15 protein-coding genes are annotated in these 12,457 nt (G+C 70.9%); 1 reads left to right on the forward strand and 14 read right to left on the reverse strand.

Translation table 11 applies throughout. From position 1 onward, the window contains the following. Positions 1–11: 11 nt before the first annotated feature. The 8 genes from dprA to rplS all read right to left on the reverse strand — a co-directional run bounded on the left by dprA (position 12) and on the right by rplS (position 6,276). Positions 12–1,259, reverse strand: coding sequence for a DNA-processing protein DprA (dprA, locus tag ITJ60_RS11190; RefSeq protein ID WP_194647946.1), 1,248 nt, complete (start codon positions 1,257–1,259; stop codon positions 12–14). Continuing rightward, positions 1,256–2,779, reverse strand: a complete 1,524-nt coding sequence (locus ITJ60_RS11195) for a YifB family Mg chelatase-like AAA ATPase (protein ID WP_194647947.1) — start codon at positions 2,777–2,779, stop codon at positions 1,256–1,258. The genes dprA and ITJ60_RS11195 overlap by 4 nt, the downstream gene beginning before the upstream one ends. Beyond that, the gene (locus ITJ60_RS11200; protein ID WP_194647948.1) at positions 2,776–3,165 is read right to left on the reverse strand and encodes a YraN family protein; all 390 of its coding nucleotides are present in this window, start codon (positions 3,163–3,165) and stop codon (positions 2,776–2,778) included. The genes ITJ60_RS11195 and ITJ60_RS11200 overlap by 4 nt, the downstream gene beginning before the upstream one ends. Before the next feature lie 152 nt (positions 3,166–3,317). Continuing rightward, positions 3,318–3,665 (reverse strand): histone-like nucleoid-structuring protein Lsr2, encoded by a 348-nt coding sequence (locus tag ITJ60_RS11205; RefSeq protein WP_111086073.1) that lies wholly within the window; start codon positions 3,663–3,665, stop codon positions 3,318–3,320. Positions 3,666–3,770: 105 nt separating this feature from the next. Further along, positions 3,771–4,094 carry a DUF2469 family protein gene (locus tag ITJ60_RS11210; protein ID WP_111086072.1) on the reverse strand — a complete coding sequence of 108 codons (324 nt, stop codon included), beginning with the start codon at positions 4,092–4,094 and terminating at the stop codon, positions 3,771–3,773. A gap of 253 nt (positions 4,095–4,347) precedes the next feature. Next, positions 4,348–5,046 (reverse strand): ribonuclease HII, encoded by a 699-nt coding sequence (locus ITJ60_RS11215; protein WP_123937691.1) that lies wholly within the window; start codon positions 5,044–5,046, stop codon positions 4,348–4,350. Beyond that, the gene (gene lepB, locus ITJ60_RS11220; RefSeq protein ID WP_111086070.1) at positions 5,043–5,786 is read right to left on the reverse strand and encodes a signal peptidase I; all 744 of its coding nucleotides are present in this window, start codon (positions 5,784–5,786) and stop codon (positions 5,043–5,045) included. The genes ITJ60_RS11215 and lepB overlap by 4 nt, the downstream gene beginning before the upstream one ends. Positions 5,787–5,919: 133 nt before the next feature. Continuing rightward, positions 5,920–6,276, reverse strand: a complete 357-nt coding sequence (gene rplS, locus ITJ60_RS11225; RefSeq protein WP_123339832.1) for a 50S ribosomal protein L19 — start codon at positions 6,274–6,276, stop codon at positions 5,920–5,922. A gap of 167 nt (positions 6,277–6,443) precedes the next feature. Here rplS and map point away from each other — a divergent pair, with 167 nt between their 5' ends. Next, positions 6,444–7,235: a type I methionyl aminopeptidase gene (gene map, locus ITJ60_RS11230; protein ID WP_194647949.1), complete on the forward strand. Its 792-nt coding sequence runs from the start codon at positions 6,444–6,446 to the stop codon at positions 7,233–7,235. 142 nt (positions 7,236–7,377) lie between these two features. Here the strand turns inward: map and trmD are convergent, their stop codons facing one another. The 6 genes from trmD to ITJ60_RS11260 form a co-directional block, all read right to left on the reverse strand. Then, positions 7,378–8,070 carry a tRNA (guanosine(37)-N1)-methyltransferase TrmD gene (gene trmD / locus ITJ60_RS11235; protein ID WP_194647950.1) on the reverse strand — a complete coding sequence of 231 codons (693 nt, stop codon included), beginning with the start codon at positions 8,068–8,070 and terminating at the stop codon, positions 7,378–7,380. Between the two features lie 5 nt (positions 8,071–8,075). Continuing rightward, positions 8,076–8,621, reverse strand: coding sequence for a ribosome maturation factor RimM (rimM, locus tag ITJ60_RS11240; protein WP_123294799.1), 546 nt, complete (start codon positions 8,619–8,621; stop codon positions 8,076–8,078). Between the two features lie 19 nt (positions 8,622–8,640). Further along, positions 8,641–8,877: an RNA-binding protein gene (locus tag ITJ60_RS11245; RefSeq protein WP_111086067.1), complete on the reverse strand. Its 237-nt coding sequence runs from the start codon at positions 8,875–8,877 to the stop codon at positions 8,641–8,643. Positions 8,878–8,880: 3 nt separating this feature from the next. Further along, a complete protein-coding gene (rpsP, locus tag ITJ60_RS11250) occupies positions 8,881–9,294 on the reverse strand; it encodes a 30S ribosomal protein S16 (RefSeq protein ID WP_111086066.1) in 414 nt (137 codons plus the stop codon). A gap of 164 nt (positions 9,295–9,458) precedes the next feature. Further along, on the reverse strand, positions 9,459–11,579 hold the full coding sequence (locus tag ITJ60_RS11255) for an FAD-dependent oxidoreductase (protein ID WP_194647951.1): 2,121 nt from the start codon (positions 11,577–11,579) through the stop codon (positions 9,459–9,461). A gap of 4 nt (positions 11,580–11,583) precedes the next feature. Continuing rightward, positions 11,584–12,408: an SDR family oxidoreductase gene (locus ITJ60_RS11260; protein WP_205462609.1), complete on the reverse strand. Its 825-nt coding sequence runs from the start codon at positions 12,406–12,408 to the stop codon at positions 11,584–11,586. Between the last annotated feature and the right edge of the window lie 49 nt (positions 12,409–12,457).

Below are 12,457 nucleotides of genomic sequence, written 5' to 3' on the forward strand. Positions count from 1 at the left end.
GCTGGCCGACGTCATGCGCGGCCCCACCCGCCGCTGCTGTGCGCCACGAGCCCCTGCAACTGCGCGAGCGCAAGGGCGTCCGCCACCGCCGCTCCGGACAGCCCGGACCGTCGAGCGATCTCGGCCTCCGGCAGGGCACGACGGCCGAGCGCGTCGAGGACCCGGACGACCTCGGGATCGCGCTGGACCGACACGAGGGGTTCGTCCGCCGCCGCGGTCGCACCGGATGCGGCGTCGGGACGCATCGCGGCGACCGGGTCCCCCGGGTGCACGACGAGCTGCGCGCGGCCCTGCGCCACGAGCCGGTGGCACCCGACCGACGCCGAGGACGCGAACGCTCCCGGGACGGCGAACACCGGGCGACCGAGCTGCCCGGCGTGGTGCGCGGTGTTGAGCGCACCGGACCGCGCACCGGCCTCGACGACGACCGCAGCATCGGCGAGGGCGGCGATCAACCGGTTCCGGGCCAGGAAGCGCCACCGGGTCGGGCGGGTCCCCGGCGCCGACTCCGCCACCAGGGCGCCCTGCCGAGCGACGTTGTGGAGCAGCTGGACGTTGCCGGCGGGGTAGAGCTGGTCGATCCCCCCGGCCAGGACCGCGATCGTCGGGGCCCCTGCGGCGATCGCCACCCGGTGTGCGACCGCGTCGATCCCGTAGGCGCCGCCGCTGACGATCGTGCAGCCGGCGTCCGCCGCGGCCGAGGTGATCTCGGCGGCTGCTTCAGCCCCGGCGATGGTGTTCGCCCGCGACCCGACCACGGCCAGGGCGGGTGCCCCGTCACCGACACCCGACGTGGCGCTGCGCGTCCAGAGCACGAGCGGTGCGTGGGGGCCGAGGTCGTCGATCGCCGTCGGCCATCCGGCTGAACCGGGCACGAGCAGTCGTGCCCCGACGGCTTCGGCCGAGGCGACGACGTCGGCCACGTCGGACCGGACCAAGCGCGGTCGCCACCGGTCGATGGCCGTGTGCAGGACACCGGCGAACGCATCGGGGTCCTCCGCACCGGGCACGCCGGCCTCCACACACCCGTCGAGCAGGTCCTCGAACGCACCGTCGGCTGCCAGCAGGACCGAGCCGAGGGCACGCTCCGACCCGAGGGCTGCCATGAGCTCACCGGCGACGGAGTCCCCCGGCTCCACGATCACGGACCACGCGACCCGAGCGGCGGTCTGGACCGGGTCCGACGCCCCGTCAGTCCCGAGGACCCGCCGGATCGCGGCGAGCAGTTCGCTGCCGTGGCCGGGCCCCACGCCGCTCACAGCGCGCTCCGCAGAGCGAGGGCACCCCGGACGTGTGCTCTGCTCGGACGGTCGACCGCCTCGAGGTCGGCGAGGGTCCACGCGAGCCGCATCACCCGGTCCCACCCCCGCATGGTCAAGGTGCCGAGGTCGAGCGCCCGGTCGAGCTCAGTGGTCGAACCGGGTTCGATCCGACCGTCCGACCGCAGCCAGGCTCCGGTGACCTCGGCGTTCTTCGTCCACCCGGTGTCCCGGAGGCGTTCGGCCATCCGCGCGCGGGCCGCGGCGACACCGGCACGGGCCTCGGCCGTCGTCGGCGTGCTCCCGTCGGCACCACGCATCTTTCCGGTCGTCACCCGGGGCACGAGCACCCGGATGTCCATCCGGTCGAGCAGTGGTCCGGACATCCGCCCGAGGTAGCGCCGAACCGCACTCGGCGGACACTCACACGATTGGCCGTACGCTCCGCCGGCGTTGCCGCACGGGCAGGGATTGGCAGCGAGCACGACCTGGCACCGCGCCGGGAACTCGGCGGCGCCCGCAGCCCGGTGGATGGTGATCCGACCGGACTCGAGCGGCTGGCGGAGCGCGTCGAGCACCGCACGGGGGAACTCCGGTGCTTCGTCGAGGAACAGGATGCCGCCGGTCGCCCGCGACACTGCTCCGGGTCGCAGCACACCGGAGCCGCCGCCGATCAGGGAGATCGCCGACGCCGAGTGGTGCGGGGCCTCCCACGGGGGCTTCGTGCTCCACGACGCCGGTCCGAGTCCGGCGACGGACCGGACGGCGGCGACCTCGAGCGCGGTCGCGTCGTCGAGGTCGGGCAGGAGTCCGGGTAGGCGCTCGGCGAGCATCGTCTTGCCCGCACCGGGCGGACCGAGCAGGAGTGCGTGGTGTCCGCCGGCCGCCGCGGCGACGACGGCGCGCACCCCGATCGGGTTCCCGACGACGTCCGACAGTTCGGCCACCGGGCGTTGGACCGCGGGCACCGGCGCCGCAAGCACCGCTTCGACCTCGACCGGCGGCAGCAGCGCACCGGCGTCGATCGCGGCCGCTCGGAGTGAGTCGACCCCGGTGGTACGCACGCCGTCGACCACGCGGGCCTCGGGCAAGTTGCCGATCGGCAGCACGACCCGGTCGGCCCCGGCGTCGCGGGCGGCGAGCAGCATCGGGATGACCCCGGCGACCGGTCGAACACGACCGTCCAGACCGAGCTCCCCGATGTAGACGATGCGCTCACTGACGTCGGGCGCGAGTCCGGCGCCGGCGAGCACGGCCATCGCGATCGCCAGGTCGAACCCGGAACCCCGTTTCGGGATCGCCGCCGGCGTCAGGTTCACCGTGATCCGCCGAGCCGGCAACGGACACCCGGCGTTCGCAGCGGCGGCACGGACCCGCTCGCGCGCCTCGCCGAGCGAGGTGTCCGGCAGTCCGATGATGCTGAAGGCGGGCAGCTGGCTGGTCAGGTGGGCCTCGACCTCGATCCGGCGCCCGGTCACGCCGAGCAGCGCGACGGCCGCAGCACGACCGATGCCCGTCACAGCACACCCGCCACGTGTTGCACGGCCGTCCGGGGACCGTCGACGTGGACCGCGACGACGTCGATGCGGATCGCGCGTGCCGACACCTCCGGATGGGCGTCGAACCACTCGGCCACGAGTCGTCGCATCCGCGTGAGCTTCGTCGCCGTGATCGCCTCGAACGGATGCCCCGTCGTCGTACCGGATCGCGTCTTCACCTCAATGAACACGAGTGTGCAGGAATCCCACGCGACGATGTCGATCTCGCCCCGGGCACACCGCCAATTCCGCTCGACGACCCGGAATCCCCGTTCGTGCAACCACGCCACGGCCTGGTCCTCGCCGAACCGCCCCAGGCGGCCGTTCCGGAGTGTTCGTCCGGGGCGATCGTGCAGCTTCTGTTCCATGTCATTGCCTCCACGGCAACGATCGCGGGAACGGCAGCGCGGATGGGCGCCGACGACGGCCCTGTGGAATCAGATGACGACGATCGCCCTTGGGGAGGAATGACGAAGGACCCGGATGATCGCGATCACCCGGGTCCTTCGACGACAGCAGCTCAGTGTGCGGCTGCGTACGCTTCCTGCACCTGGGTCGAGATACGACCACGAGTCGAGACCTCGTAGCCGTTCTCCTTCGCCCACTCGCGGATCTTGCCGAGCTCTTCGGAGTTCCCGCGCTTCGGGGCCGACTTGGGGGCCGTGCTACCGGTGCGACGGCCGGACACCTTGCGCGCCGCGGCGATGTAGTCGGAGATCGCTTCGCGGAACTTGTCGACGTTGTCGTTCGTCAGGTCGATCTCGTAGGACGAGCCGTCGAAACCGAATTCGACCGTGCGTCCTTCACCGGTGGTGATGGGGGAATCGTCGAGGTCGTCGACGAGCTGGACGGTGACCTTCTGTGCCATGCGCGGCTCCTGTTCATTGGACGGGAAATCCCGACCAGAATAGCGCGTGGAATTCCGGCACGTCACCGATCACCGGCGATTCACCGAATGCACCGGAATTGACGATCACTCGTCGAGTGCGAGTTCCTTCGGCAGTTCGAGTTCTCGCGATGTCAGTTCTTCGACATTCACGTCCTTGAACGTGAGGACGCGGACGCCCTTCACGAACCGGTCGGAACGGTAGACGTCCCACACCCAGACGTCGTTCATCGTCAGTTCGAAGTAGAAATCGTGTTCGGTGTCCCGGCGCACGAGTTCGACCTCGTTCGCCAGGTAGAAACGCCGCTCGGTCTCGACCACGTAGCGGAACTGCGACACGACGTCGCGGTACTCGCGGTACAGGGCCAGCTCGACCTCGCGGTCGTAGTCGTCGAATTCGTCCTCATCCATTGCGCCCACAGTCTACGGCGGCAGCCGCACCAGTGTGCGACAGCAGCTCGAGGGATGCACCCGAAGACGGAAGTGCGAGCAAGCTCGGCGTCCGCGCCCGATCCGAGTCCACCGAGGTTCCACAACATGCCGCGTGCCCTCTGCCGAGGTTCCGCGGCGGCGCCGGGCGTGCGCCGAGACGCCGAGATTTCGGAACCTCACGAGCCACAGCCGAGCCGAGGCCACCGCGGCAGGCCGGGGTCGACGGCGCGGGTCAGCTGACGAGCGCGTCGAAGCCCTCGAGTGACACGCTCGACGCCTGGTGCAACCACGACTTGCGGTGCAGGGCGTGCGCCCCGACCGCGCGGATGGCGTCGTAGTGCGCGGTCGAGCCGTAGCCCTTGTTCGACGCCCAGGCGTAGTGCGGTGCCTCGTCGTGGGCCGCGATCATCAGGGCGTCCCGCGCGACCTTCGCCACGATCGACGCCGCGGCGACCGAGGCGCAGTCCCGGTCGGCCTTGACCTGCACGACGACCTCGAGCGGGTCCGTCGTCGGACGGAGCGAGGCGGGGACGGCACGGGTCAGCCAGTCGAAGGACCCGTCCAGCACGACGACGGCGCCGTCGAGCGACAGGCCACCGGCGACCAGCGACTCGAGCGCCTGCGCCCCCGCGGCTCCGAGCGCCGGGACGATCCCCTGCCGGTCGACGTACTCGGCGGAAGCCATGCCGACGGCGGTGCGCGCCCAGCGGGTGACGACGGGGACCAGGTCCGTGCGGCGGGTGGCGGACAGCAGCTTCGAGTCGGCCAGACCCTGCGGGACCCGCCCGACGTCGATCGTCACGGCCGCGACGCCGACGCCGACGGGACCGGCGATCGCACCGCGTCCGACCTCGTCCATCCCGATGACCGTGACACGGCCTTCGGCCAGCAGTCGCTTCTCGACGCGGAGGGAGGGGCGGACGGGGGTCACTGGTCGCGCTCCTCCACCCCGGCGAACACCTCGGGGTGGTCGTCGAGCCACGTCCAGCGGCTCGTCGGCCAGGAGATCACGAAGGCGCGGCCGGTCACGTCGGACAACGGCACGAACCCCTTCGACGGTGTGTCCCCGTTGTAGCGGGAGTCCTTGGAGTCGTTCCGGTTGTCGCCCATCACCCAGATGGTGCCCTTCGGCACGGTGACGGAGAAGTCGGTCGCCGACGCGGGAGCGCCGGCCGGCAGCTTGAGGTACGGCTCCTTGATCGGGACGCCGTTCACGGACATCTGCCCGAGGTCGTTGCAGCAGGAGACCTTGTCGCCCGGCAGACCGATCACGCGCTTGATGAGGTGGTCGTCGCTGTCGCCCGTCCCGAGGCCGATCTGCGTCAGGACCCAGTCGATCGCCTTGGCGGGCTGGGTGTCCGGCGTGACGCTCGGAACCTCGGACCCGGCGAGCCATCCACCCGGGTCCTTGAACACCACGACGTCGCCGCGTTTCAGTGCCACGACACCCGGGACGAGTTCGTTGACGATCACGCGGTCGTTGATCTGCAGCGTGTTCTCCATCGACGCCGACGGGATGTAGAACGAGCGGATCAGGAACGTCTTGACCAAGAACGACACGAGCAGCGCCGCGATGAAGATGATGACGAGGTCGCGGAGGAATGTGAGGATCCCGTTGCGCTGCTTCTCGGGCCGGGGTCTGCGCCCGGATTCCTCAGTCGTGTCCGTCATTTCCGCTCTCGTTCACACCGTGCCCGCCCGGGTTCAGCGGGCGCAAAGGGAAAGCCCCCCGTCGATGCACAACCGTACATCGGCGAGGGGCCAGCAGCGGCGTCCGGCTCGCGGGCGCTCACTGTGAAGGCGATCAGGCGTCGCGCTTCTCCTTGATCTTGCGGCGGGCCGCCTTGCCGCGCAGTTCGCGCAGGTAGTAGAGCTTCGCGCGACGGACGTCGCCCTTGGTGACGATCTCGATGTGGTCGATGATCGGCGAGTGCACCGGGAACCAGCGCTCGACGCCGACCTGGAAGCTCACCTTGCGGACCTTGAAGGTCTCGCCGATGCCGTGGCCCTGGCGGCCGATGACGACACCCTGGAAGACCTGGATACGCGAGCGCGTGCCTTCGACGATGTTCACGTGCACCTTGATGGTGTCACCGGCGCGGAAGTCCGGGACGTCGGTCCGCAGCGATGCTGCGTCGACGTTGTCGAGGAGCTGGCTCATGGCTGTTCTACTCTCTGCGGACGCACACGGGTCGCCGCGGATCGATGTCTGATGAAGTGGTGGTGCGTGCCCGGTGTCGGCGACTCCCCCGTGGCAGAGTCCAGCCAGGGCACAGCGGTCCATACTGCCACACGGAACGCCGGGGGCAAAACAGCGAGGATGGACCCATGATCGAACTGCGAACCCCCACGGAACTCGACGGCCTGCGCGTCGCCGGTCGGTTCGTGGCCGACGTCCTCGACGAACTGCTCGACACCGTCGACGTCGGCGTGAACCTGCTCGAGCTCGACCGCGTCGCCGCGCGGATGATCGCCGACCGGGGTGCCGAGAGCTGCTACGTCGACTACCACCCCTCGTTCGGCAAGTCGCCCTTCGGCAAGAACCTGTGCACCTCGGTGAACGACGCGGCGCTGCACGGTCTGCCGTTCGACCACGTGCTGCAGGACGGCGACCTCGTCAGCCTCGACTTCGCCGCGAGCGTCGACGGCTGGGTGGCGGACTCCGCCGTGTCGGTGCAGGTCGGGACGCCCCGCGACGAGGACCAGACGCTCATCTCGACCGTCGAGCGCGCCCTGGCAGCCGGCATCGCACAGGCTGCTCCGGGCAACAAGCTCGGCGACGTCTCGCACGCGATCGGGCACGTGGCGAAGCAGGCGGGCTACAGCGTCAACCTGCAGTTCGGCGGGCACGGTGTCGGTCACACGATGCACGGCGACCCGCACGTGCCGAACGACGGGCGACCCGGGCGCGGTCTGAAACTCCGGCCGGGCCTGGTGGTCGCGATCGAGCCGTGGCTCATGCAGGGCACCGACGAGCTGTACCAGGACGACGACGGCTGGACGCTCCGGAGCGTCGACGGCTCGCGCGCAGCGCACGTCGAGCACACGGTGGCGGTCACCGAGGCCGGACCCGAGGTCCTGACCCTGCGTCGCGCCCAGCGCGCCGACCCGACCGCCTGACGGACTGGAGGCGCGGTGCGGGCCCGCCCCGCGCCTCCAGTCCGAAACGGCGGAGCCGAGTCTCATGCCCAGCGACAGTTCTCGCGATCGCGACCGCGAGAACTGTCGCTCAGCCCGAGTCTCGGGGGGGGGCAGGAAGGCGCTACGAGTCGGGCAGCAGGTCCGGCCGAACGCGCCGCGTCCGCTCCACCTGCTGCTCGTGCCGCCACGCAGCGACCTTGCCGTGGTGGCCGCTGAGCAGCACCTCGGGCACGTCGTGGTCGCGCCAGGAAGCGGGCTTCGTGTACGAGGGGTACTCGAGCAGGCCGTCCTCGTGGGACTCCTCGACCAGGGACTCGGGGTTGCCGACGACGCCGGGGACGAGTCGCCCGACGGCCTCGATCATGGCCATCGCCGCGACCTCGCCGCCGTTCAGCACGTAGTCGCCGAGCGAGAGTTCGACGACCGAGCAGCGTGACGCCGCCCACTCGAAGACGCGGGCGTCGATGCCCTCGTACCGCCCGCAGGCGAACACGAGGTGGTCGGAGGTCGACGCGAGCGAGCGCGCGATGGACTGCTTGAACGGCGTGCCGGCGGGCGTCGGGACCACGAGGGTCGACGAGCCGTCCGACCGCAGCAGGGCGTCCAGCGCCTGTGCCCACGGTTCCGGCTTCATCACCATGCCGGCGCCACCGCCGTACGGGGTGTCGTCGACGGTGCGGTGCCGGTCGGTCGTCCAGGAGCGCAGGTCGTGCACGTGCAGGTCGAGCAGCCCACCGGAGCGGGCCTTGCCGAGCAGGGACACGTCGAGCACGGAGAAGAACTCCGGGAAGATGGTGACGATGTCGATCCGCACGGCAGCTAGTCCGTGACCGTCTCGGGCCGGGAGGTGTCCTCGGGGTCCTCGAACAGGCCCTGCGGCGGCGTGACCGTGACGGTGCCGGACGCGATGTCGACCGCGGGCACGATCGCCGCGACGAACGGCACGAGGACCTCGCCGCGCGACGGAGTGTCGATCGCGAGCAGGTCCTGCGCCGGCATGTGGTCGACCCGGGCGACGGTGCCGACCTCGACGCCGTCGCGCAGCACCTTCAGCCCGACCAGCTGGTGGTCGTACCAGGCGTCGTCCTCGCCGGTCTCGGCGTCGGCGTCCTGCTCGACCCAGAGGATGATCCGGGCGAGCGACTCGGCGCCGGTGCGGTCGTCGATCCCGGCGAAGAACGCGACGGGGTGACCGTTGTACCAGCGGAGCTCGTCCAGCTCGAGGGTCTTGCCCGACCACGGTGAATCGTCGGGGACCTGGAGCGTGAACGTGGCACCGGGGGTGAACCGACGATCCGGGTCGTCGGTGTAGAGCTCGAGCTTGATGCCGCCCTTGAGCCCGTGTGCCTTCGTGATTCGACCCACCCGGAGCTGGGTCGTCTCCCTAGGAATCGGTGTCGACCACGTCGACCCGCACACGCTTGCCGTCGGCCAGGGCCGAGACGAGGGTGCGGAGTGCCTTGGCGGTCCGCCCGGCACGACCGATCACGCGGCCGAGGTCCTCGGGGTGCACGCGCACCTCGAGGACCTCGCCCCGCGGGGAGGTGGAGCTGGCGACGCGCACGTCGTCAGGGTGATCGACGATCCCCTTGACGAGGTGCGTCAGCGCGGATTCGAGCAAGGACTACGCCTCGGTCGTCTCGTCGGCGGTCTCGGCGTCGTCGGTCTTGGCGGCGGGGGCCGTCTTCTCCGACTTCGGCTTGAGGACGGCCTTCTTCGAGGAGTCGACCTGGAAGGCCTGCTTCGGCTCGGCGACCTTGACCTTGGACGCGGTGTCCTTCTCGCCCTTGAACTTGGCCCAGTCGCCGGTCAGCTTGAGGAGGGCCGCGACCTGCTCGGTCGGCTGCGCGCCGACGCCGAGCCAGTAGAGCGCACGCTCGGACTCGATCTTGATGACCGAGGGCTCCTCGGTCGGGTGGTACTGACCGATCTCCTCGAGGACACGACCATCGCGCTTGGTGCGCGAGTCGGCGACGACGATGCGGTAGTAGGGCGCACGGATCTTACCGAGACGCTTCAGACGGATCTTGACAGCCACAATTGCTCCTGTTTGCTTACGTTGTGGTTGAACTGGAACCGCGGGCGTGGGGGCACACACGGTGAAAGCTCGAGAGAGATCGCTCACAGCTGGATAGAGGGTCGAGCTGCGGCGATTCGACCGTTCATTCTTACAGATTCCGGGCCGTGATGCGAGCCGACGCGCTACGGCGCGAGTCGCCGGACCGCTTCGAGGGCCTCGGACGTCGCGCGGACCGCGTCCACGCTCCGTGCGTCGCGTGCGCCGCCGACGACGGCGAACGGCACACCGGCGGCCTGGAGGCCCGTCACGAGTCCGTCACGCACGTCGCCCTCGGTGTCGATCGCGCGTTCCTGCCCGGCGCAGACCACGACGTTGTCCGCCGGGATCGCACGCTCCTCGCCGTGCTCGTCGCGGATCCAGAGGGCACCGGGCTCGATGCGCAGGTACTCCTGCACGCCACCGACCATGCGCACCCCTGCGTCACGGAGGCGCCCGATGGCGACCCAGCGCGAGGTGATCCCGACGCCCTGCCCGAACTTGCCCGATCGGCGGAGCACGGTGACGTCGGAGCCCGGCCGGATCGTGCGCGACGCGGCGGGCAGCCGCTGGGGGACGTCGCCGACGAGCTCCTCGGAGACGTCGAGGTCCCAGCGCGCCGCGAACTCGGTGGCGCGGACCGACTCGTCCGGCGACTCGGTCAGGAACGCTGCGGTGTCGACGCCGATGCCGCCGCCGCCGATGATCGCGACGGTGCCGGCGGGCACGCCCTCGCGCAGTGCCCGCTCGTACGACAGGACGTGCGGCAGGTGTGCACCGGGGACGTCGACGTCGCGCGGGACCACCCCGGCGGCGAGCACCACGGCGTCACTGTCGGCCAGGTCCGCGGGCGTGGCCGGGCGGCCGAGGTGCACCGTGGCCCCGCGCTCGTCGAGCTCGGCGCGGGCAGCCCGCACGGTGGCGGCGTAGTCCTCCTTGCCGGGCACGAGCGCGGCGAGGCCGAACTGGCCGCCGAGCCGGTCCGCGGCTTCCCACACGGTGACGCGGTGGCCGCGTCGGGCGGCGTCGACGGCTGCGGCGAGACCGGCCGGTCCCCCGCCGACGACGTCGACGCGCTTCGGGTCGGTGGTCGGACGTGCGGGGAACGCGACCTCGCGGGCGGCGCGCGGGTTCACCAGGCAGGACACCGGCGCACCGATGATCGAGCGGTCGAGGCACGCCTGGTTGCAGCCGATGCAGGTGTTCACCAGCGCGAACCGGCCCGCGAGCGACCGGTTCACGAGCGCGGGGTCGGCGAGGAACGGTCGGGCGAGCGCGACGGCGTCGATGATCCCGTCGGCGAGGACGGTCTCACCGTCGCGCAGGTCGGTCATCCGGTTCGACGCGATCACCCGGACGTCCGGGTACGACGAGGCGCGCACGACCCCGGCGATGCGCGTGGCGTAGGCGAGCCAGGCACCGTGCGGCACGGCGGCCTGCACGGTCGGGGTGCGGGACTCGTGCCAGCCGATCCCCACCGAGATGCCGTCGAGCCCGAGCGGCAGCAGGTCGTGCACCAGAGCGTCGACGTCGTCCTCGGTCGACGAACCGGGCATCAGGTCGGCGCCGGAGAGCCGGATCGTCACGGCCAGGTCGGGCACCGCTGCACGGACGGCCTCGACGACCGACACCGTGAAGCGCCGTCGACGCTCCGGCGAACCGCCCCACTCGTCGTCACGCAGGTTCGTCAGCGGTGACTGGAACTGGTTGATGAGGTAGCCCTCGGACGCCATGATCTCGACGCCGTCGAACCCGATGTCGCGCGCGGACCGGGCCGCGGCGGCGAAGTCCTCGATGGTGCGCTCGATCTCGGCCGGCGTCAGCTCGGTCGGCACCACGCCACGGGCGGCCGCCCAGGGCAGGGCCGACGGTGCCACCACGCGCTGGGGCTCCCCGTGCCGGTCGACCATCCCCGCGGCGAGCGCGTACCGCCCGGCGTGGAACAGCTGCGCGAGGATCGTGGAGCCTTCCTCGTGCACGGCGTCGACCGCGGCGCGGAACCGCTCGTCCGCTCCCCCGACACCGAACACGGCGAAGTCGGGGCCACCACGGGCCTCGTCGTTCACCGCGATGCCGCCGGTGATGATGCACGCGGCACCGCCGGCAGCACGTTCGCGGTAGAACGCCGCCATGCCGGCCCCACCGTCGTCGTGCACCTCGAGTCCGGTGTGCATCGACCCCATGACCACCCGGTTGGGCAGGGTCAGGGGGCCGAGTGTCCACGGCGAGGAGACGACGGCGAGCTCGGGCAGGGCGACGGTGCTCATGCCCCTACTCTGCCGGAGGGAGCACCGCGTCGCGCAGCGGCGACGTCGTGTCCGCCCAGAACGGCGGGGCGATCACGGTCAGGCCGCCGTCGACCGACAGCACCTGCCCGGTGATGTAGCCGGCCTTGTCGGAGAGCAGGAAGTCCACCGCGTCGGCCATGTCGTCGGCGGTGCCGGGGCGCTGCAGCGGGAGCTTCTCGAACACCGAGTCGATCGGCGCCTGGCCCGGGACCTTCGTGTAGAAGTACTCGAGCGAGTCGGTGTCGATGAGCCCGCCGTTGACCGCGTTCACCGTGATCTGGCGCGGACCGAACTCGACCGCCATGTACTTCATGTACGACTCGCTCATGGCCTTCGCGGCGCCGAGCGCGGCGTAGGTCGGGAACGCGCGGAGCGATCCGTACGAGGTCACGACGACGATGCGCCCACCGCGGTCCATCAGCTCGGCGGCACGCTGCGCCCCGAGCACGAACGAGCGGGCGTTCGTGGCGTAGCTGCGGTCCAGGTGGTGCAGCTTCAGTTCCTTGACCGGCTTGAACGCGCTGGCGGCGGCGTTCGCGACGAAGTGGTCGAGGCGACCGTAGGTGTCCCGCACCAGGTCGAACAGGGCGTCGATCGACTCCGGCTGCTCGATGTCGACCTGCGCGGTGATCCCGTCGCCGCCGGCGGCCTTGACGTCGGCCAGGGATTCCTCGGCCAGGTCGGCGTTGCCCTTGTACGTGACCACGACGGTCACGCCGCGCTGGCCGAGCTTCTGCGCGAGCAGGCGGCCGATGCCGCGCGAAGCGCCCGTAATCAGTGCGATGGGTGCGTTGGTGTTGTCGGTCACTGCGGTCCTTTGCGTGCGTGGGTGGGGGACGGACTGGGCCCACATCGCC

The sequence above is a fragment of the Curtobacterium sp. VKM Ac-2884 genome, from assembly GCF_015350945.1.
Lineage (GTDB): Bacteria > Actinomycetota > Actinomycetes > Actinomycetales > Microbacteriaceae > Curtobacterium.

Coding starts and splice junctions, on each gene's coding strand:
- ITJ60_RS11205 (WP_111086073.1), bottom strand. CDS start 3,665: ATGGCACAGAAGGTCACCGTCCAGCTCGTCGACGACCTCGACGATTCC.
- lepB (WP_111086070.1), bottom strand. CDS start 5,786: ATGACGGACACGACTGAGGAATCCGGGCGCAGACCCCGGCCCGAGAAG.
- ITJ60_RS11255 (WP_194647951.1), bottom strand. CDS start 11,579: ATGAGCACCGTCGCCCTGCCCGAGCTCGCCGTCGTCTCCTCGCCGTGG.
- ITJ60_RS11200 (WP_194647948.1), bottom strand. CDS start 3,165: ATGGAACAGAAGCTGCACGATCGCCCCGGACGAACACTCCGGAACGGC.
- map (WP_194647949.1), top strand. CDS start 6,444: ATGATCGAACTGCGAACCCCCACGGAACTCGACGGCCTGCGCGTCGCC.
- ITJ60_RS11210 (WP_111086072.1), bottom strand. CDS start 4,094: ATGGATGAGGACGAATTCGACGACTACGACCGCGAGGTCGAGCTGGCC.
- rplS (WP_123339832.1), bottom strand. CDS start 6,276: ATGAGCCAGCTCCTCGACAACGTCGACGCAGCATCGCTGCGGACCGAC.